The sequence below is a fragment of the Allobosea sp. 05T433 genome (assembly GCF_056396065.1).
In genome coordinates, this window is record NZ_JBFTKS010000008.1 from 1 (window position 1) to 18,771 (window position 18,771).

The 18,771-nt window shown below is 65.4% G+C and carries 17 protein-coding genes and 2 pseudogenes; 11 read left to right on the plus strand and 8 right to left on the minus strand.

The window, feature by feature from the left end; all coding sequences use genetic code 11:
• From AC1DGP_RS13015 to AC1DGP_RS13040, 6 genes and pseudogenes are all read left to right on the plus strand, one after another.
• Positions 1-149 (plus strand): annotated as a pseudogene (locus AC1DGP_RS13015) (IS481 family transposase); the annotation flags it as partial.
• Between the two features lie 50 nt (positions 150-199).
• Positions 200-538 (plus strand): annotated as a pseudogene (locus tag AC1DGP_RS13020) (S8 family serine peptidase); the annotation flags it as partial.
• A 47-nt stretch (positions 539-585) separates the two neighbouring features.
• A complete protein-coding gene (locus AC1DGP_RS13025) occupies positions 586-1,155 on the plus strand; it encodes an RNA polymerase sigma factor (RefSeq protein ID WP_476775373.1) in 570 nt (189 codons plus the stop codon).
• The gene (locus AC1DGP_RS13030) at positions 1,152-1,961 is read left to right on the plus strand and encodes an anti-sigma factor family protein (RefSeq protein ID WP_476775372.1); all 810 of its coding nucleotides are present in this window, start codon (positions 1,152-1,154) and stop codon (positions 1,959-1,961) included. The genes AC1DGP_RS13025 and AC1DGP_RS13030 overlap by 4 nt, the downstream gene beginning before the upstream one ends.
• A gap of 152 nt (positions 1,962-2,113) precedes the next feature.
• Positions 2,114-2,554 carry an NlpC/P60 family protein gene (locus AC1DGP_RS13035; protein WP_476832203.1) on the plus strand — a complete coding sequence of 147 codons (441 nt, stop codon included), beginning with the start codon at positions 2,114-2,116 and terminating at the stop codon, positions 2,552-2,554.
• 365 nt (positions 2,555-2,919) lie between these two features.
• A complete protein-coding gene (locus tag AC1DGP_RS13040; protein WP_476775369.1) occupies positions 2,920-3,639 on the plus strand; it encodes a response regulator in 720 nt (239 codons plus the stop codon).
• Here the strand turns inward: AC1DGP_RS13040 and AC1DGP_RS13045 are convergent.
• Both AC1DGP_RS13045 and AC1DGP_RS13050 read right to left on the minus strand, forming a co-directional pair.
• Entirely contained in the window at positions 3,603-6,293 is a 2,691-nt protein-coding gene (locus AC1DGP_RS13045) for an ATP-binding protein (RefSeq protein ID WP_476775368.1), read from the minus strand. The two genes, AC1DGP_RS13040 and AC1DGP_RS13045, sit on opposite strands and share 37 nt — an antisense overlap.
• Positions 6,290-7,186, minus strand: a complete 897-nt coding sequence (locus AC1DGP_RS13050; protein WP_476775367.1) for an ABC transporter substrate-binding protein — start codon at positions 7,184-7,186, stop codon at positions 6,290-6,292. Before AC1DGP_RS13050 ends, AC1DGP_RS13045 begins: the two co-directional genes overlap by 4 nt.
• Before the next feature lie 592 nt (positions 7,187-7,778).
• Between AC1DGP_RS13050 and AC1DGP_RS13055 the strand changes: the two genes are divergently transcribed.
• Positions 7,779-10,316: a methyl-accepting chemotaxis protein gene (locus tag AC1DGP_RS13055; protein ID WP_476775366.1), complete on the plus strand. Its 2,538-nt coding sequence runs from the start codon at positions 7,779-7,781 to the stop codon at positions 10,314-10,316.
• A 199-nt stretch (positions 10,317-10,515) separates the two neighbouring features.
• Here the strand turns inward: AC1DGP_RS13055 and AC1DGP_RS13060 are convergent, their stop codons facing one another.
• Both AC1DGP_RS13060 and AC1DGP_RS13065 read right to left on the minus strand, forming a co-directional pair.
• The gene (locus tag AC1DGP_RS13060) at positions 10,516-10,758 is read right to left on the minus strand and encodes a DUF2312 domain-containing protein (protein WP_043233170.1); all 243 of its coding nucleotides are present in this window, start codon (positions 10,756-10,758) and stop codon (positions 10,516-10,518) included.
• A 110-nt stretch (positions 10,759-10,868) separates the two neighbouring features.
• Positions 10,869-11,663, minus strand: a complete 795-nt coding sequence (locus AC1DGP_RS13065; RefSeq protein WP_476832204.1) for an N-formylglutamate amidohydrolase — start codon at positions 11,661-11,663, stop codon at positions 10,869-10,871.
• Positions 11,664-11,836: 173 nt separating this feature from the next.
• On the opposite strand from AC1DGP_RS13065, the gene AC1DGP_RS13070 reads away from it, so the two are divergent.
• The 3 genes from AC1DGP_RS13070 to pyk are packed head-to-tail and all read left to right on the plus strand — an operon-like array spanning position 11,837 to position 14,999.
• Entirely contained in the window at positions 11,837-13,093 is a 1,257-nt protein-coding gene (locus tag AC1DGP_RS13070) for a glycerate kinase type-2 family protein (protein ID WP_441504349.1), read from the plus strand.
• Between the two features lie 6 nt (positions 13,094-13,099).
• A complete protein-coding gene (locus AC1DGP_RS13075) occupies positions 13,100-13,549 on the plus strand; it encodes a DUF1036 domain-containing protein (RefSeq protein ID WP_441487925.1) in 450 nt (149 codons plus the stop codon).
• Positions 13,550-13,559: 10 nt separating this feature from the next.
• Complete coding sequence (gene pyk, locus AC1DGP_RS13080) at positions 13,560-14,999, plus strand: pyruvate kinase (protein ID WP_441487924.1); 1,440 nt, start codon at positions 13,560-13,562, stop codon at positions 14,997-14,999.
• A gap of 100 nt (positions 15,000-15,099) precedes the next feature.
• On the opposite strand, the gene AC1DGP_RS13085 is transcribed toward pyk, so the two are convergent.
• The 4 genes from AC1DGP_RS13085 to AC1DGP_RS13100 all read right to left on the minus strand — a co-directional run bounded on the left by AC1DGP_RS13085 (position 15,100) and on the right by AC1DGP_RS13100 (position 18,020).
• Positions 15,100-16,068 carry an alpha/beta fold hydrolase gene (locus tag AC1DGP_RS13085; RefSeq protein WP_441504348.1) on the minus strand — a complete coding sequence of 323 codons (969 nt, stop codon included), beginning with the start codon at positions 16,066-16,068 and terminating at the stop codon, positions 15,100-15,102.
• 53 nt (positions 16,069-16,121) lie between these two features.
• The gene (locus tag AC1DGP_RS13090; RefSeq protein WP_476768274.1) at positions 16,122-16,778 is read right to left on the minus strand and encodes a tetratricopeptide repeat protein; all 657 of its coding nucleotides are present in this window, start codon (positions 16,776-16,778) and stop codon (positions 16,122-16,124) included.
• A gap of 147 nt (positions 16,779-16,925) precedes the next feature.
• Positions 16,926-17,051, minus strand: a complete 126-nt coding sequence (ykgO, locus tag AC1DGP_RS13095) for a type B 50S ribosomal protein L36 (protein ID WP_038363015.1) — start codon at positions 17,049-17,051, stop codon at positions 16,926-16,928.
• 177 nt (positions 17,052-17,228) lie between these two features.
• Positions 17,229-18,020, minus strand: a complete 792-nt coding sequence (locus tag AC1DGP_RS13100) for an MBL fold metallo-hydrolase (RefSeq protein WP_441504346.1) — start codon at positions 18,018-18,020, stop codon at positions 17,229-17,231.
• 134 nt (positions 18,021-18,154) lie between these two features.
• Here AC1DGP_RS13100 and AC1DGP_RS13105 point away from each other — a divergent pair, with 134 nt between their 5' ends.
• Complete coding sequence (locus AC1DGP_RS13105; RefSeq protein WP_476832205.1) at positions 18,155-18,688, plus strand: MarR family winged helix-turn-helix transcriptional regulator; 534 nt, start codon at positions 18,155-18,157, stop codon at positions 18,686-18,688.
• Positions 18,689-18,771 lie beyond the last annotated feature (83 nt).

An 18,771-nucleotide genomic window follows, 5' to 3' on the forward strand; every position in this document is an offset into this window, starting at 1 on the left:
TGGTCTTCGTTACCGCCTACAACTTCGCCAAGCATCTCAAGGCGCTGCGATGGCGAACGCCCTATCAGGCCATCTGCGACGCCTGGATCAGTGACCCGTCACCCTTCAAAATCAATCCGCACCATCTCATCCCGAGACCGCACACCTAGTCGCCGCCGCCGTCAATGACGGGCCGGGCACCGAGCCGCGTTATCCCGCGGCCTATCCATGGGCGGTCGCGGTGACGGCCATCGACCGCGAGCGCCAAGTCTTCGCCCGCGCGAATCGCGGCGCACATATCGCATTTGCGGCCCCTGGCGTGCGTATCCAGATGCCCGACAAGGCCTTGCGCCCAGGTCGGCTGCGTTCGGGAACCTCCTATGCCGCGCCACTGGTCGCCCTCGCGTTCTCACAGCGCCGCTCCGCCGATCAGGGCGCGACGCCGCAGATGCTCGTGGCAGCACTGTCCAGCGAGGCGACCGATCTCGGGGAGCCGGGCCGCGACCCTGTCTTTGGCTGGGGTCTGCTGGAATGCCGGCCGCAGCCCGCGCAGCCATAGGTCGATGCGCGATCTTGCCTGCTGATCCTGACGACAAGGATACGACTTTGGACATCGTCCAATCCCATATGACGGCTTCCACCGGAACGACGGCCGCGTCGGCAGGCACCGAGCCGCCCCTGTCGGCCTTCGCCAGAGAGCTTGTGGCCTTGCTGCCGAGGCTGCGCCGGTTCGCGCTCTCCCTGACCCGCTCGGCCAGCGAGGCCGACGATCTCGCCCAGGCAACTTGCGAGCGGGCCCTCAAGGCACAGGCGCTCTGGCAACCCGGTACCCGGCTCGATGCCTGGCTGTTCAGGATTGCACGCAACCTCTGGATCGACTCGCTCCGCAAGCGCCGTAGCGAAGGACAAAGCGAGGCTCTCGAGGACCATCTCGATCTCGCCGGGGAAGACGGCCGGCATGTCGGCGACGTCGCCTTGACCGTCGATTCCGTTCAACAGGCACTGGGAGCCATGCCGTCCGACCATCGCGAACTGCTGATGATGGTCTGTGTCGACGGAAAGAGCTACCGCGAAGCCTCGCAGCAGCTCTCGATCCCGCTCGGCACGGTCATGAGCCGGCTCTCGCGAGCCCGCCAGGGCCTCGCGGCGAAACTTGGAATGGACAAGACATCATGACGAGCGCGGTTTCGGACGAAATGTTGCTGGCCCTGGCCGACGGCGAACTCGAGAAGGCCACGGCCGATGCGCTGCATGCGCGGGTCATGGCCGAGCCAGAACTCGCCGAGCGCTTTGCCCTGTTCGTGGAAAGCCGGGCGCTGCTGGAGGACGCCGGCAGCTCCGATCAGGCCGTGCCGCCGCACCTGCTCGCAGCGATTCGCGCCGCCGACGGAGCCAGGCCAGGTCGGCATGGCCTGGCAGTGATCGAGGTCGGCGCCACACTCGCAGCGCCCGCCCCGGCCGTCTCCCCGCGCTCCCTCCCGCGCCGCCCGAGCTGGCAACTGCCTCTGGCAGCCTGCTTTGCGCTGCTTGTCGGCGGTATCGCCGGTTACCGGATCGGCTCGGAAACGCCTGGCAACCCGGACCCCAGCGGCGTCGCCCTGTTCCAATCGGCCCGCGCGGCTCTCGACACGGCGCTCGGCAGCTCGGCAAGTGGCAGCAGCACATCATGGTCGCACGGTGCTGCCGGCGGCAGCATCGCGCTGGTCTCGTCACATCGACTGGGAGACGGCACGCTCTGCCGCGAATATACGCTCGCCAGCGCCGCGCAGGGCGCAGATCGCTGGAAGGGCATCGATTGCCGCGTCGAGGGTCGCTGGCGCACCGAGCTTGTCATTGCCACCCCCTCGTCGGGGGGTGGGTATCGCCCTGCCAGCGGAGACAGCGCAGCGGACGCTTTCCTGCAGGACCGCAATGCGGAAGGCCCTCTCGCCCCGGCTGCGGAAGCAGAACTCCTGAACGCACTGGCTCGACCGAAACGCTGATCCTGCCTGCGCTTTGCCCCCCGAAAGGCCATGATGCCTGCCCTTTGGTGGCAACTCGCTGTCGTCCCGACCATGGAGAATGGAATGGCACCCCTTGCTTGACGCACCGCCCCCATCTCTCCCTTCCCATTTGACAACGGGACCGACAGACCGTGACCGATCCAATCGACAGCTATGTCGACCGAGCCATCGCCTGGGCGACGGCTCGCCTCGGCAATCCCGACTACGCCTTCCGCTGCCTTGCCTTCGTCGAGGATGCCTACGAGGCCGGTAACGCCATCGAGATCTTCGGCGGCAGTACTGCAAAGGAATCCGCGGACGAGTATGGCGTCACCGAGCCACAGCCGGCTGCGGTGCCGCGCGGCGCCTTCGTTTTCTACGACATGACGGGTGAGCTCTTCGGCCGGCGCGCCAACTGGGGCCATGTCGGCCTTCACCTTGGCGACGGCCGGGTGGTGCATGCCTGGGACGAGGTGCGCATCGACGGCTATCTCGCCGTTCAGGCGCTTGAGGTGGCTCCCCGCTGGACCCAACCCCGCTATGTCGGCTGGGCCGCGCCGGAGCGCCTGCTGCGCGGCCATCGCATCAAATAAAGCAACCCGCGCAAGGGCTGCTGCGAGCAGTCGCCCTTGCGCACCCGAACGGCCATTCGCATGCATGTGATCAGCGTTTGGACATGTTTGCCCTCGGAAAGTGTCTCCCTTTGAAATAGGCCTTTGAACCGAGGATGCCGGCCATGCCATGGAAGAAGCACGAGTCCCAAAGGGCGCTGTCCGGCTGGCCAGGGCGACTTGCCGACTATCCGCAGGCAAACCGCCCCGCTTCGATTGGAAAGCGAACAGCCGTTCACAAACGGGGCTTTGGCAGGTTGCAGCGCGTCAGTCGCTGTTGGATCGTCCGCTCCATGATGTAGCACGGCCTCGTTGACGTTCGGATGGCCAGGGAAGACCAAGGACCGATGGATACGACACCCCGCGAGCGGCTCGTCATCGTCGAAGATGACCCCGTCACCCGCGCGGTCATCGCGGGATATTTCATCGACCAGGGGTTTCACGTCCAGGAGGCGGAGACCATCGCCCAGGCCAGGCGGACGATCCAGCGCTTCAAGCCGGAACTGATCTTCATCGACGTCGTCTTGCCTGATGGAGACGGGTTCGAGCTGGCAAAGGAGCTTCAATCGGTTTCCGACGCCGGAATCATCTTCGTGACGCGTCGCGATGCCGACATCGATCGGATCGTCGGCCTCGAGCTTGCCGGTGACCACTATGTCAACAAGCCCGTCGACCTGCGTGACCTTCTCGCCAGAACCCGCTCCCTGCTGCGGCGCCGCAAGATCGAGCGGGACATGGCCCGGCGCAGCACCACGGCCACCTTTGGCCCCTTCATCATGGATTTTCTGCGGCGTGAGCTCGCGACGATCAATGGCGACCCCATTCGCCTGACGCGAGGCGAGTTCGACTTGCTTGCAGCTCTCGTCGAAAGCGATGGCCGCCCCTTGAGTCGCGACTATCTGATCGAGGTCGTCAGCAATCGCTATACCGATGTCGACGCGCGAAGTGTGGATGCCTTGGTCGCGCGTCTGCGGAGGAAGCTGGGACATGGTGGAAAGCCGGGCATGATCGCGACCGTCAGCGGGATCGGCTACAAGCTCGGCATGCCAGTCGAACGCAACACCTGACGGGCCGCTCCGGCTGCCGACCTGTCCCCGAACCCGTCCAGGGTCTCCAGCGCCTCGCTACGGTCGCGGTCGAGCGCTTCGATGGCGAGGATAAGCTCCTCGCGATCGGCGACCATTGCGTCGCGCTCCAGCGCACTGGCTTGTGCGAAGACACGCCCGAGGCCGACGGCCCCGGCGGAACTCGCGAGCTGGTGAGCCAATCGGCTAAGTTCGGCCCGGTCGACAGCCCGGAGCGCCGCCCGCATCCCCTTCAGGATTTTCTCGGATACGGTCGCGAAGAGCGCCACGAGTTGCCGCGTGCGCTCGCTTCCGATCAGTCGACTCTGGGTCTGGAAGAAGCTTGCGTCGACCGGCTGGTCCACTGAGAGGGACACGACCGGACCTTGGCCGCTGCGACTGCTCCCGCGCCCTATGACCTGTAGCAGCGCTACAGAAGTAATGGGCTTGGACAGGATCGCCGTCAGCCCCGCTGCTCGCATCCGCCGCATCGTCTCCGGGGAGACATCGGCCGTCAGCGCGACGATCCGGGGTTGCGTGATGTTCGGCAGCTCGCGGACCGCAAGCGCGGTTTCGATTCCGTCGATTCCGCTCATGTGCATATCGAGCAGGACAATGTCGAAGGCGCGATTACGCAGCGTTGCCAGGGCAGCTTCGCCCGAGGCCACGGCCTGCACTTTGTGGCCGGCCTTCCCGACCATGACCCGGGCGACCTCTCGCGTCACAGGATCATCGTCGACCACGAGCACGCGTTGCAGCTGCGCCGTCGCCATAGGCCCGGACCGCGCGGCGGCCTTGGCCGCAACCATCGGCAAACGGACAATGAAGGTGCTGCCTTGCCCGCGACCGCTGACGACGGAAATCGTGCCGCCCATCAGTTCGCTCAGCTTGCTGCAAATCGCCAACCCGAGCCCGACCCCGCCATTGCGCCGGCCCGTGTCCGGGTCGACCTGCACAAAGTCGTGGAAGATGTGGCGTTGCATCGCCGGCTCGATGCCTATGCCGGTATCGCGGACCGTGAGCGTCAATTCTGAATTTTCCGCAGATGGACAAGGCTGGAGCTCAGCGCCGAATTCGATTCCGCCACGCTCCGTGAAACTGATCGCATTGCGCAAGAGATTGATCAGAATCCGGTGGATCTTGCCGGGATCGCCGTGCAACTGCAGGCCGCCGGCTGGGGGCAGACGCAGTGTCAGGACAAGTCCCTTCTGCTCGGCGAGGGGGCGCATCAGCGCCGCGGCGGCGTTCAGGAGCGCGCCCAACTCGAAATTGCGCAGATCCAGGCTTTCGGTTCCTGCCTCCAGCCGGGACAGGTCAAGCGTCGCATTGGCCAGATCGACCAGGGCCTCGCCCGAGGTCGCCGCCATGGCGACGAGGCGGCGATCGCGTTGGCTCAGGCGACCACGGTCGAGAAGCTCCAGAACCCCGAGTACGCCCGAGAGCGGCGTGCGGATATCGTGGCCGACAACCGCCAGAAACCGGGACTTTGCCCGCGTCGCCTCTTCTGCCGCCCGTTGTCCGGCCGAAGCAAGCTCGAGAGCGGCCTCCAGGGCCGCTGTACGCTCCGTGACCTTGTCCTCCAGAACCGCGCGGCTTTCCTCGAGGCGCTGAGCCATCAGGTTGAACTGCTCGCCGAGCTGCTGCAATTCATCGCCGGTGTTGATGCTGATCCGCTCGTCCAATTCGCCTCGGCCAATCCGCGCGGCGCCGTCGCCGAGGGCCTTGATCGGGGCGACAAGTTTCCGGCTCAAGATGATGCCGGCCAGCACGGCAGCGGACAGTGCGAGGACCAGAAGCACCAGCGAGCGCAGGAGCGACGCCTTGATCGATGCGAAAGCTTCACTCTCTGGCAGGTCGATCACCACCTTCCAGTCGAGGTCCGGGACCGAAGCCATCACGGACAGCACTTTCCGGCCTTCGATATCCGTCATCGAAAGTCCTGCACCGGTCACTCCGGCCGCCTCATGCGCACTCACCAGGCTGGCAAGATTGGTGTTCCTTAGTACGAAGCGCAGATCGGGATGCGCGATCAACCGCCCGGAACCCGTGACGATATACGCGCGACCGGTCTCACCGACCTTCAGCCGGGACACCAGATCACGGATGAAGACGAGGTTGACGGTCGCCTGTGCAACCCAGTGCGGAGATGCCGCTCGCTTGAGCAGCATCATATAGGGTTCCGAGCCGCGCCGGAATTGGACATCGCTGTAATAGCCGCCCTGCGCCAGGGCGGCCTGGAAACCCTGATCAGTCGACCAGTTGACGTCGCCACCGGTTTGGTCGCGGCTGACGCGCGAAAGCGAGAGTTGCTCGCGTCCCGCCGGATCGATCTGGCGTAATTCGAGAATGGCCGGAACCTGCCGCAGCAGCCGCAGGCCGTCGAGGCGGCGTTCCTCGAGTGGAGTGTTGCTCGCGCCGCTTTGGGAGATCCAGTCCAGGTGTTGCATGATCTCCGCCACGAAGGCGCCGATCCGCTGCGCTGCGGCCTGGGCCTGCTCCTGCTGAACGCGCACCACCAGCGCCCTCTGATCCGAGAAGGCGAAGAACGTTGCAATTGCCGTATTGAGCCCAAGCGCGAGGCAGATCGCGACTCCGACGAAAACCGCATATTTGCGGGTAAGAGCACCTCGCGGCCGAGAAGTCTCGCCCTGCGTCACGAAACGATCCGTGTCGCGCGAATCCGGAGCGAAAGCGGCACGCTCAATCCCAGGGATGCGGCGGCCATTTCGTTGATGACCAGTTCGAAGCTGCGCGAGAACTGCACCGGCAACTCGGCGACATTCGCACCACGCAAGATAAGGTCGCTATAGGATGCGATGAGGTCGCTCGCCTCGTCCCGCCCCCCCGTATACGACATCAGCCCGCCCTGGCGCGTGAAGGTGTCGAACGGATAGATGGCAGGAAGGCGATGCCGGGCGCTGGCCTTGGCACATTGCGCCGCGTGGCGGAACGTGAAGCTGTCGGGCAGGAACACCAGCCCGCCATCGCTGCCCTGTCCTGCGAAGTCCGCGATCGCGCCCTCGATGCCGTTCAGGTCCATCACTGCCACCGGGCCAAGAGACAACCGAGCATAGGCAGCCGCCGCCCTCAGGCGCGCGAGATAGGTTTCACCTGCTGCAGGGGTCGTGCGCGGATTGAATACCACGCCGACCCTGCGTGTCTCGGGCGCAATCTCGGTCAACAATTCCAGCCATTTATCCGCCATGACCGGGTCGTTGTTGCTGAACCCCGTGGCATTACCCTCCGGCCGCTCCAGAGAACGCACGAAGCCGCTCCCGACCGGATCAGAGGCCGTGCCGAACAGCACCGGCATCGTCCGGGTCAACGCGAGGACAGCAGCGGTTTCGGCACTGGAGCTGACGATGATGATATCGGGATTGTCCCGGACCAACTCCGCCGCCGCTCGCGCAAGATCGGCCTCGCTCGAGCCCGAGAATCGCGTGCCCAAGCGCAGGTTCTGGCCCTCGATCCAGCCTCGCTCGGCGAGGCGTTGTCGGATTTCCTGCAACCTCGCCTGGACGATCGGGGTGTCCAGCGGGAGGCTGATCATGACCGCGATATGCTTGAGGCGTTCGGTCGCGCGCACCGGCTGCGCAAACGCAGTGACTCCGCACGACGCCAAACCGGCCAGAAAGGAACGACGACGCATACGGGCAAGTCGGGGCAATGTGGAGGGCAAGGGCAGCTTCGCACGCAGCGACGAAAGCGTCGAGAGCGAGTTCCACCACTTTCAACGCGGAGTGCACGCGTCAGGAGTGCGCGCGTCTTGGCGCCAGAGCCGGAAGGCGAAGCACTCTCGCGTGGAAGCGCGAAGGAGCGTGACAGCTATTGTGTCCGACAGCCCGCGCATCGAAGACCACGGCATGGGCGCCCAGCCGCGCCCCGCGAAGCGCGCGGGGTTCGATACGTCATTGCGCACATCGCCGCCGGCCCAAGAACCAAGCCTCTGACGCCCGACCTTCGGCATCCCTCACCGCATCAATAGAATTGGCGCCCGCGATATCCAAGATCAGTCGAGCGAGAAACACAGACACTCGGCTTCGTGCAATAGAGGTAATCTTAACGGAACTCGCCGAATGATCCGGAAATGGTCGACCATGGCCGCAATTTTTGCCGACTAAACTTCGTTCTGGATGCGCATCATGATGTTTCCGAGCTCCATTCGACGATACCTGCTGGCGACGATGGCGGCAGTCTGCCTGCCAGGACTCGGTACGCTCGGCTACCTCGCCTACGATGCGGTCCGCGACGTGCGCACAAACCACCGGCTTTCCGGATTGGTCGAGGCTGACCGAGCCCTGTTGCTCACCGGGAATGCGATCCGTTCCGATCGTGGCAAGGCCCAAACAAGTCTGCAGGCAAACGACGATGCTGACACGACGATCCGCGCGATCGTGGAGACATCGCGAAACCAGATCGCAACGGCCGTAGCAAAACTCGGCGCCGCTGACCTGCCCGAGCATCGGGTTCTTGCCGAGGCCATCCTGCAGGCTGAAAAGGCCATGCAGGGGCGGATCCCCGATCTCAACGGGGAGGCGGCCAAGCCCCGGGCTCAGCGTAGCCTGGCCGCGACCATGCCTTGGTATAATGCGGTCGGAAACATTGAGGCAGCACTGACGAACGCCTCCGATGCGGCGTCGCTCGCGGTTCGGCTGGCCGATCCGGCACTCGCCGAACTCCAGGGTTTCAAGGCCACCGCCTGGCGGCTGCGCTCAAGTTACGGTACGCAATGCTCCTTGCTGCGTGCACCGCTTGGCTCCGGCCAGGTGCTGACACCGGTACAGTGGAAGCAGCTTGGCGAATTGCGCGGCGCAAGCAATGCCGCCCAGGCCCAACTGAGGCAGCTTGCGACACGTGTCGGTGTTTCGCCCGACCTCGCTCGCAAAGTTGAGGTCGCGACCGGAGAAGTCGCCACCGCAAACCAGACGATGGACCAGCTCCTTGGCAAGCTCGGCCAGGGTAGCGGCGCCGTCATTGGCGCCCAGGACTGGACAACCATGTGCAATGGTCCGTTCGCCGCCATTGTTGACGCGGTAACCCAATCGCTCGACGACATGCAGGCGACCACGGCGGCACAGACCAATCATGCCCTGACCCGGCTCGCCCTGATTGGTGGTCTGCTGGTCGCGCTGCTGGGCCTCTGCGCAGCGAGCTGGCGCGGCATCCAGAAGCGCATTGCGAACCCGTTGACGGGCATGAATGAAGCGCTTGTCCGGATGCAGGATGGTGAGGTTGATAGGGCTGTTCCCGCCGCCCCCTGCCCCGACGAGGTCGGCGCTCTGAGCAATGCGCTCGAGGCGTACCGCGGGAATCTCGTCAAGGTCCGTGCTCTCGAAGAGCAGGAACGCGAAGCAGCGACAATGCGCCTGGCGCGGGCGCAATCGATGGAGGCTGTGGTTTCGGATGTCGGCGAAGTGGTGTCGGCCGCTGCGGCGGGCGACTTCTCGGCCCGGCTGGAGATCCATGACGCCGACCCGCAGATGCAGAAGCTCGTGGCCGGAATCAACGAGATCAATGCGGTGGTCGACAGCGCGACCAGCGAATTCGCCAAGGCACTGTCTGCTGTGGCCGCGGGCGATCTGACTGTGCATGTCGACACCGATTACCGTGGCAAGTTCGCGGAACTGAAGGGCGCGATCAACGAGACAGTCGACCGCCTCTCCACGACCGTGCGCACGATCCAGACAACCTCGGCCGAGGTCGAGCTGGCCGCACGCGAGATCAACCTGGGCGCCGATGATCTCTCCAAACGGACCGAGGAACAGGCGAGTTCGCTAGAGGAAACCGCCGCGACGACGGAGGAGTTGGCGGCCTCGGTGAAGGCTTCGGCTCAGGCCTCGCGCCAGGCTGCCTCGATCGCCAACGAGGCGATGGAGACGGCACAGTCTGGCGGCGCGATCGCGACCCGGGCGGTCGACGCCATGGCCCGCATCGAGAGTGCGTCCCAAAAGATCTCCGACATCATCAGGGTCATCGACGACATCGCCTTTCAGACCAACCTCCTCGCCTTGAACGCAGCGGTGGAAGCCGCCCGCGCCGGCGATGCCGGCAAGGGCTTCGCCGTCGTCGCCAGCGAGGTCCGCACGCTCGCGCAGCGCTCCGGCGAGGCGGCAAAGGACATCTCGGCCTTGATATCCTCTTCGAACACAGAGGTCGGAGATGGCGTCAAGCTGGTGCGCCAGGCGGGCGATGCGCTGACCCGGATCCTGGGAGCGTCGCAGAAAGTAGCAGCCACGATCGCCGACATCTCCTCGGCGGCAGGAGAGCAGGCCAACGGCATCGACGAAATGAGCCAGGCTGTGGCGCATCTCGACGAAATGACCCAGCAGAATGCGGCGCTAGCCGAACAGAGTGCTGCCTCGGCAGCTTCGCTGACCGGGCGCATCGCGCAGCTCAATGATCTCGTCGCGGCATTCAAGACCGGGCCTGAGGCGGCGGCTCTCGCCGATCTGCAGCCTCAGACGCCGGCAATCAAACTCTTCACCGCGCCGCCGCCGACGCGTGCGGGCGACAGGGTCGCGATGGCCGCGAATTCCGGGTCGGAACCGGCTCGCCTGCGCAGGCTGGCCCAGGCCGCCTTCGTTCAGGCCAAAGCTCCCCCTTCAGAGCCCGCCAGACCGGCGCCCGCCCGCAAGGTCGCCAACAGCCGAGCCGGCGATTCCGGTTGGGAAGAGTTCTGAGCGCGCCAAGCCGGGGCGGCGGGGAGAGCATCACCTCCGCGTCGCAACGCGTGGAATGCGGCCTCACTCAGAGTTGAGACGCACGCGATCAGAATGGATTCACCCCGACGCGAGAGCCGGGGTGAATCCAACTGTGAAACAGTATTCAGTGAGCTGACGAGGTCGATGTGCAAATTATCGAGGCTCGCCCAGGCAATGATCAGGCGCTCTCGCCGACGGCCTGAAGATAGAGCTCGAGGATGGCTTCCTCTTCCTGGCGCTCGTTCAGGTCGCGCTTGCGTAGCGCGACGACCTTGCGCAGCACCTTGACGTCGTAGCCATTGCCCTTGGCCTCGGCATAGACCTCCTTGATGTCGTCGGCGATCGTCTTCTTCTCTTCCTCGAGGCGCTCGATGCGCTGCACGATGCTCTTGAGCTGATCGCCCTGAACCGGATCGTCCATTCCAAAACCCTTCTCTATAGATTTGGCCGCAGGGGTTCGCCCGGATCGGGGGCCGGCGTCAAGCGCGAACCGCCCTTTGGCACAAAGTGCTCAACAGTCCTGCTGTCGCATCAGGCGATCGCGACAGCATTCAGCGCCGCAACGCAGGGCGGCACGATGCGGGCAAGGCGCAGCCCCCATTCCCGCGCGGCCTCCGGCGTCGCGATCAGGTCTTGCCGGATCTCGATCAGCGCATCAGGCAGGCCACGACGGGTGGCATGTCGGTCGATCGTGTCGCCCGGCAGGCCGCCACGATAGGGCTCATTGTCCCCGACGACGAGATCACTCTCGGGCTGGAAGGCGGCGATCAGCGGCTGGGCCAGCACCCCTGCCCGATCCCACAGCACCCCGACATGCCAGGGACGCGCCACCGCTTTCCAATAGGGTGTGAAGGAGTGCACCGAAACGATCGCCGGCGGATGGCCGGCGGCGACTGCCATCTCGACGGCGTGGTCGATCGCCGCGTCATAGGGGGCGTAATAGCGGGCGATCCGCGCTGCGATGCCGGCCTCGTCGATGCGGGCATTGCCGGGCACGATCGCACCATCAGACAGGCGCATGACCAGGGTGGGATCGTCGAGCCCGCGATTTGGATCGATCAGCAGCCGCGAGAAACTGGTCAGAATGGCCGGCGCGCCGGTCGCACGCGCCATGGCGCGCACCGCCTCGGCCGCACCGATATCATAGGCGATGTGGCGCGCGAGTTGTTCGGTCGGCAGCCCGAGCGATGCAAGCTCGGGCGGGATCGCGTTGGAGGCGTGATCGCACAACAACAGCATACCCGTCGCGGGATCGCCGGGAATGATCTCGACCTCGCCTGGGGCGAGCATTATGGCGGAATCCGCCATCGGGAAATCGGACCGCATCGGCGCTCCAAAAAGTATGATTAGATCGGCAAATGCCTGATGACGTCCGCCGGCCAGCGACATAGAAGAGCATACAACGAAAGTCGACCAAATCGACGTGACAGCGGGTGGAAGGCGGGGTGGACTTGCAGCAGGTGAGGAACGATTCGGCTGAGGCCCTGCGCATTGCGAGGATGATTTTCGATGCCGCCGTCGACCGCGCCCGCCCGTCCGGCTGCCTTCCCGCTCACCTGCCCGAACCACCCAGGAACGGCCGCCTGATCCTGCTCGCCGCCGGCAAGGCCGCCGGCAGCATGACCGCACTCGCGGAAGCGCATTATCTCGACTCCGGCCTGTCGCCCGAGCGCCTTGTTGGCCATGCCGTCGCCCGCCATGGCTACGAGACCGCGACGCGCCATGTTCCGATGGTCGCCGCCGGCCACCCGGTGCCGGACGAAGGCAGCATTCGCAGCGCCGAACGCGCGCTCGAACTCGCCCGCTCGGCAAGCGCGGATGATCTGGTGCTGGTGCTCCTCTCCGGCGGCGGCTCGGCCAACTGGGTCGCACCCGCAGGTGACCTGACGCTGGCGGAGAAGCAGGCAGTCAACAAGGCACTGCTGCGTTCCGGCGCGCCGATCGGCGAGATGAACATCGTCCGCAAGCGGCTCTCGCGCATCAAGGGCGGCCGTCTCGCGCTGGCCGCCGCGCCGGCCCGGCTCGTGACGCTCGCAATCTCGGACGTCCCCGGCGACGAGCCGACCGTGATCGCCTCGGGCCCGACCGTCCCCGATCCGAGCAGCATGGCCGATGCGCGCACCATCGTCGCGCGCTATGGGCTCGACCTGCCGCCAGCGGCGCGCGCGCTGCTTGCCCACGACGCCAGCGAAACCCCGAAGCCTGGCGACCCCGCCTTCGCCAGGAGCGTATTCCAGATCATCGCCCGGCCTCAGGACGCGATTGCGGCGGCGGTCGCAAATGCACGGGACGCGGGCTACGAGCCCATCGATCTCGGCGCCGATCTCGAAGGCGAGGCGCGCGAGGTTGCGGCCGACCATGCCGCGCTTGCCCTGCGCCTCAAGGCAGAGGCGCGGCGCGCCGCGATCATCTCCGGTGGCGAACTGACCGTGACCCTGCGCGGCAAGGGCCGCGGCGGCCCGAACCAGGAATATGCGTTGGCTCTGGCCATTGCGCTTGGCGGGGAGCCGGGCATCGTCGCGTTGTCCGGCGACACCGACGGCACCGATGGCGGCGGCGGCGAAGCGACCGACCCCGCTGGCGCGCTGATCGATGCGACGACATTGGCGCGAGCGGCGGAGCGCGGCCTCGTTCCTGCCCAATCGCTGGCCGACAACGATTCCACCGGCTTCTTCGAGGCCATTGGCGACCTGCTGCGGACGGGACCGACCTTGACCAATGTGAATGATTGCCGCGTCATCCTGATCGACCCTTAGACGATCATGACGAGCCGATTCGACCGATCTCTCTTGCGCCTCGGCCTGCTGCTGGCCTGCCTTCTCGGAAGCGCGGCTCCCGCGCTCGCCGATCTGCGGATGTGCAACACCACGGGCAGTCGCGTCGGTGTCGCCATCGGCTATCGCGATGCGCAGGGCTGGGTCACCGAAGGCTGGTGGAACATCGCGCCGCGCGGCTGCGAGACCCTGCTGCGCGGCACGCTCGCGGCAAGGTTCTACTACGTGCACGCCATCGACTACGACAAGGGTGGCGAATGGACCGGCAAATCCATCATGTGCACGCGCAACAAGGAATTTACGATCCGAGGCATCGAGGACTGCCTCGCCCGCGGATATGACCGGTCCGGCTTCTTCGAGGTCGATACCGGCGAGCAGAAGAGCTGGACCATCCAGCTGACCGATTCCACCCCCGGCGCAACGCCGCCGCGACCATGAGGACATAAGAATGAGGCGCGAACGCCGGATCAAGATCATCGCTACGCTGGGTCCGGCTTCCGCCAGCGAGGAGATGTGCGCCAAACTGTTCGAAGCCGGCGTCGACGTCTTCCGGATCAATATGAGCCACACCCAGCGCGAGACGCTGCCGGAGCGGGTCGCCATGTTGCGTGGCCTGGAGGAGAAATTCCATCGCCCCGTCGGCATTCTCGCCGATCTGCAGGGACCGAAGCTGCGCGTCGGCCAGTTCGGTGGCGATGGTGGCGTAATGCTGGAAAAGGACGCGCGCTTCGTCCTCGATTCCGACCCTGCCCCCGGCGACGTGAAGCGCGTCTACCTGCCCCATCCCGAGATCCTGAGTGCGCTTGAGCCCGGCCACGCCCTCATCCTCGACGACGGCAAGATCCGTCTCGTCGTCGAGAAGGCGAGCCCCAAGCAGGCGGTGACCCGCGTCACGGTCGCTGGCAGGCTTTCATCGCGCAAGGGCGTCAGCCTGCCCGACACCACGATCCCGGTTTCGGCGATGACGGACAAGGACCGTTCCGACGCCGAAGCCGCAGCAGATGCCGGCGTCGACTGGATCGCGCTCTCCTTCGTCCAGCGCCCCGAGGACATGGCCGACCTGCGCAAGATCGTTCGCGGGCGGGCGCTCGCACTCGCCAAGATCGAAAAGCCGCAAGCGCTGCTCCGGCTTGAAGAGATCATCGAGGCGTCCGATGCGATCATGGTCGCGCGTGGTGATCTCGGCGTCGAGATGCCGCTGGAAAAGGTGCCGGGCACGCAGAAGCGCATCACCCGCATGGCACGGCGCATGGGCAAGCCCGTCGTCGTCGCAACGCAGATGCTGGAAAGCATGATCACCGCTCCGGTGCCGACCCGCGCCGAGGTCTCCGACGTCGCGACTGCCGTCTTCGAGGGGGCCGACGCCGTGATGCTCTCGGCCGAGAGCGCTGCCGGACAATATCCGATCGAGGCGGTGACGATGATGAACCGCATCGCCGAGGAGGTGGAGAGTGAATCGATCTACCGCTCGATCCTCGAATCGCAACGCGCTGAGCCCGAGGCCACGGGCGCGGATGCCATCGCCAAGGCGGCCCACGAGATCGCCGATACGCTGAATCTCAAGGCCATCACCGCCTGGACCTCCTCGGGCTCGACCGCCTTCCGTATCGCCCGCGAGCGGCCGAACTCGACCGTCATCGCGCTGACGCCCAATCGCGGGACGGCGCGGCGCCTCACCCTGGTCTGGGGTGTGCACGCGGTCGTGACCAAGGACGCCAGCGACATCGACGATATGGCCTTCCGCGCTTGCAAATTCGCGGTCCGCGAAGGCTATGCCGCGGTCGGAGACCGCATCATCGTGGTTGCCGGTGTCCCGTTCGGCACGCCGGGCGCGACCAACATGGTGCGTATCGCCTTCATCGCGAAGGAGCACGTCGCCAAGGCCTGACGCCCTTAGATCATCGGACCGGATATCGTATCCGATGATCTGACCCTTTGTGTTGCATCGGCTTTCCCGAAAACCGCAATCCACTTTTCGGGCCGATGCCTTAGCGCGCGAATGCGAGGCTCGAGCGCGGTCCGGCCAACTGGTCGATTGCCTCGACGACGATTTCGGGCGCCGCGTGATGCGGCATATGCCCGACGCCCGGCAGCAGCACGAAGCGCCCCTGCGGCGCCTCGCGTGCGATCGCGGCGGAATGGATCACCGGAGACACGATCGCGTCGCTGTCCCCGGTGATCGCCACCACCGGAATCCTGAGATCGCGGTAGCGCGGAGCCTGTGCGCTGACGAAGGCGTGGGTCGCTGCGACATCCCGGGCATTCGCCTCGAAGGTCGAAGGGCGCAGCAGCAGCCGGATTTCGCCTGCTGCGACATAGCCGGGCGTGACCGGCCGCGGCGCAAAGACACTCTCGACACCGGAGCGCAAAAGGGCATCGGACGCCGGCACGCCGATCAATCGCGTGAAGACCGGGCCGATCACAGGCCATGAGGCCGCGTGATAATACCAGGCAATGCCGCCAGGCCAGGGGTGGGTCACGCCGCCAAGCAGGACAAGTCCGCGCAATCGCTCGGGGTGATCCAGTGCGATCCGCGTTGCGAGCGCTCCGGCCAGCGAATGAGCGACCAGCACGAAGGGCTCCGACAGGATCTGATCGAGAGCCTTCATGATGACTGTCGCCTGCTGAGCGGGATCAGCCATGGCGTTCTCGTCGATCCGATCGCTCCAGCCATGGCCCGGCCGGTCGAGCGCGATCACCCGGTAATGGCCAAGCTCGGGTCCGAGCGTCGCCAGCAGGTCGGCATGATCTGACGAGGCTCCGTGGACGAGCACGACGGTGCCGCGCATCTCGCCCACCGGCTTGCGCTCGACATAGTGCAGCCTGCCTCCTGGAAGCGTCAGGAAGCTGCCCTTGGGGGGATGCTGTCGTTCTGCTTCGACGCCAAGCCACTCCGTCCTGGCGAGCAGGCCGGCAACAAGAAGGGCAGGAAGAATGAGCAAGGCGCGCGGGAGCATGATTTGCTTACGTCGCCGCATTCGCTTTGGTTTCACTGGGGAACCGCAAGGGCCTACGCGTCGCGGCCGTCGACTTCAGTCTTCAGCGAATCGACTGCGTCCTTGATGGCCTCGAATTGCGGATAGATCTCCTGCGCCCGCCGATAGGCGATCAGGGCACGCTTGTCGTCCCCCTGCTGCCGTAGGATGGTGCCGAGCCCCATCATCGCGCCGTAATGACGCGGCTCGCGCTTCAGCGCCTCTCCGATGTCGATCATCGAGCGGATCGAATCGCCCGCGAGGAAGAGCGCGTTGGCGCGCTGATTCCAGCCTTCAGCCCAGTCCGGCTCGAGACTGATGATGCGGTCGAGCAATTCGATCGCGAGATCGAGCTCCTTGGATCGCATCGCCTCCTGCGCCCGCGCCATCAGGAGATCCGCCGTATCCGACCCTGATCGCGCCCAGCGCCGCTGGATCAGATTGGCGATGCCCTTGGCCTCCTCCGGGCTCTTGGCGGCAGCAAGCCGCTCGAACAGTCGATCCAGCGTCGCAGCCGGGCTGCGCGAGGCACCGGGAGCCGGTGCCGCCGGATTATCCGTCGTGTCCGAATGCGGCACGGTGCCAGGCTGCGCTGGTGCGCTGTCCTGCCCCAGGGCAGCGCCTAGCCCGAACGGCAAGGCTGTCGCCAGGACAAGCGCAAGAGCAGCGGAAGGCAGACGAGGAATGCTCATGCCCACAAGATTAGGGGCTCGTGCGGTCGCGTCAAATCACGACGTGGCGAGAGGCTCATGCCAAAAAAGGTGGGCGCGCCGAGCGCGCCCACCTTCAAATCTGGAGTCAGCATCAAAACGTCGCGGCAGCGAAAGCCGCGCGTCAACTCAGCCCTGGCGCGCCTTGAAGCGCTTCTGGACCTTGTTGATGATGTAGACGCGGCCCTTGCGGCGAACCAGCTGGTTGTCGCGATGACGGGCGCGCAGCGACTTGAGCGAATTGCGGATCTTCATCGTCTCTACTCCGTCGATCCGCCTTTCGGACGAATCGGTCAAAAATTCACAGCTGCGACGCGGATCGGCGGGCGATCCTCATCGACCACTCGAACGGCGCGGCTGATGCGATGCCGGCTGTATACGGATTTTTCCGGCGATCGCAAGGGTCCAGCGTGCGAAAACCATCGAATACCCTCAGGCGATCGCGGCCAGATAACGCCGGAAGGAGCGTGCCAGCGCCGCTTTGCCGTCGCCGGCGATGACCCTTCCCTCGAAGGCGCCATAGATCCTTGCGAAGGAAAAGGGCTCGAGAACCGCGGCGATCCGCCGGATCGTCGCCGCATTGACCGGAATCATGTTGGGATAGGAATAGAGCACGCTGACATAGCGGCGATCCTGCGCCACCTGCAGCACGTCGCCGCAATAGAGCGCGCCCTCCCCCTTGGCATGGTGCAGTACGGTCGCCCCGGCGAAATGGCCGCCGCAGCGCAAGAGCGTCAAGGTCGGACCAAGCCTCAGCGCCTCGCCGTCCCAGAAGCGGATGGCAGGGTCCGGCTCGGTCACCCACTGCCGATCATCAGCGTGGAGATAGACCGGCACGCCGAGCGCGGCCGCCCATTCCGCCATCGCGGTGTAGTAATGCGGGTGCGAGATCGCGATGCCGATCATCGGCCCGCGCGCGCGGATCGCCTCGACCGCCTCGGGCGTCACGAGCCCGATGCAGTCCCATAGCAGATTGCCCTCCTCCGCCTCGACCAGCAACGCCCGCTGATCGATCGCGAAGGCCGGTGCGATGCGCAGGCCAAGCACGCCATGGTCCTCGCTGCAGACGACGGAATGACCAGACGCGAGTTCGCCCGGCGTCAGCCATTCCTGGCCGTCCCAGCGCACGTATTGGCGCTCATCACGGCAGATCGGGCAAGCGTCGGGCGGGGTGGCCGTATCGGGAAATCGGGCGCCGCATTGGCGGCAGATGAAGCGCGGCATGAGCCTGTCTCCGGCTTGAACGAAGGCCGGCATCGAACGCCCCTGCATTCGGTGCCGCCAAACTATCTTCATATGAAGATACTAGCTCATCAATCTATCTTCATGTCAAGATACTCTGGCTGATGGAGAGTGCCTTGGCCGACGCTGACGAGACCCAGGATCATGTCGACCGGCTGCGCGCACAGTGGCAGCGCGAATTGCCTGATCTCGATACCGGCGCCATGGCCGTGCTGGGTCGGGCCTACCGGCTCTCCAACCTTGTTCGCCCAAGCATCGAGGCGACCTTCGCCGGATTTGGATTGGATCGCGGCGAATTCGATATCGTCTCCTCGCTCCGCCGCGCGGGCGCGCCGTTCCGCCTGACGCCGACCGAACTCTACACCAGCCTGATGATCGCCTCGGGCAGCCTCAGCCACCGCCTCGCTCGGCTTGAAAGGGCGGGCCTCGTCAGGCGTGTGCCATCCGACACCGATGGAAGGAGTCTGGCCGTCGAGCTGACCGAGAGCGGACGCGCGAAGGTGGAGGCGGCCTTCCGCGTCGACATGGCAAGCGAAGCGACCTTCCTGACCCATCTCTCGCCGGAAGAACGCGAGGCCCTTGCTGCGTTGCTGCGTAAACTCAACCGAGCCATCGAGGACAATCTCGGGACGACGCAGGGGCACGGCTAGTTTCCGCCGACCCCAAAGCCTTGTTGTTACCTGATTAACTTGTCACTCTGAGCCCCGGCGGACCGAGAAATAGGGGAACCGAA

Coding starts and splice junctions, on each gene's coding strand:
- AC1DGP_RS13085 (WP_441504348.1), bottom strand. CDS start 16,068: ATGCTCCCGCGCGCCTTGCTCATTCTTCCTGCCCTTCTTGTTGCCGGC.
- AC1DGP_RS13040 (WP_476775369.1), top strand. CDS start 2,920: ATGGATACGACACCCCGCGAGCGGCTCGTCATCGTCGAAGATGACCCC.
- pyk (WP_441487924.1), top strand. CDS start 13,560: ATGAGGCGCGAACGCCGGATCAAGATCATCGCTACGCTGGGTCCGGCT.
- ykgO (WP_038363015.1), bottom strand. CDS start 17,051: ATGAAGATCCGCAATTCGCTCAAGTCGCTGCGCGCCCGTCATCGCGAC.
- AC1DGP_RS13030 (WP_476775372.1), top strand. CDS start 1,152: ATGACGAGCGCGGTTTCGGACGAAATGTTGCTGGCCCTGGCCGACGGC.
- AC1DGP_RS13090 (WP_476768274.1), bottom strand. CDS start 16,778: ATGAGCATTCCTCGTCTGCCTTCCGCTGCTCTTGCGCTTGTCCTGGCG.
- AC1DGP_RS13055 (WP_476775366.1), top strand. CDS start 7,779: ATGATGTTTCCGAGCTCCATTCGACGATACCTGCTGGCGACGATGGCG.
- AC1DGP_RS13060 (WP_043233170.1), bottom strand. CDS start 10,758: ATGGACGATCCGGTTCAGGGCGATCAGCTCAAGAGCATCGTGCAGCGC.
- AC1DGP_RS13065 (WP_476832204.1), bottom strand. CDS start 11,663: ATGCGGTCCGATTTCCCGATGGCGGATTCCGCCATAATGCTCGCCCCA.
- AC1DGP_RS13100 (WP_441504346.1), bottom strand. CDS start 18,020: ATGCCGCGCTTCATCTGCCGCCAATGCGGCGCCCGATTTCCCGATACG.
- AC1DGP_RS13075 (WP_441487925.1), top strand. CDS start 13,100: ATGACGAGCCGATTCGACCGATCTCTCTTGCGCCTCGGCCTGCTGCTG.
- AC1DGP_RS13050 (WP_476775367.1), bottom strand. CDS start 7,186: ATGATCAGCCTCCCGCTGGACACCCCGATCGTCCAGGCGAGGTTGCAG.
- AC1DGP_RS13070 (WP_441504349.1), top strand. CDS start 11,837: ATGATTTTCGATGCCGCCGTCGACCGCGCCCGCCCGTCCGGCTGCCTT.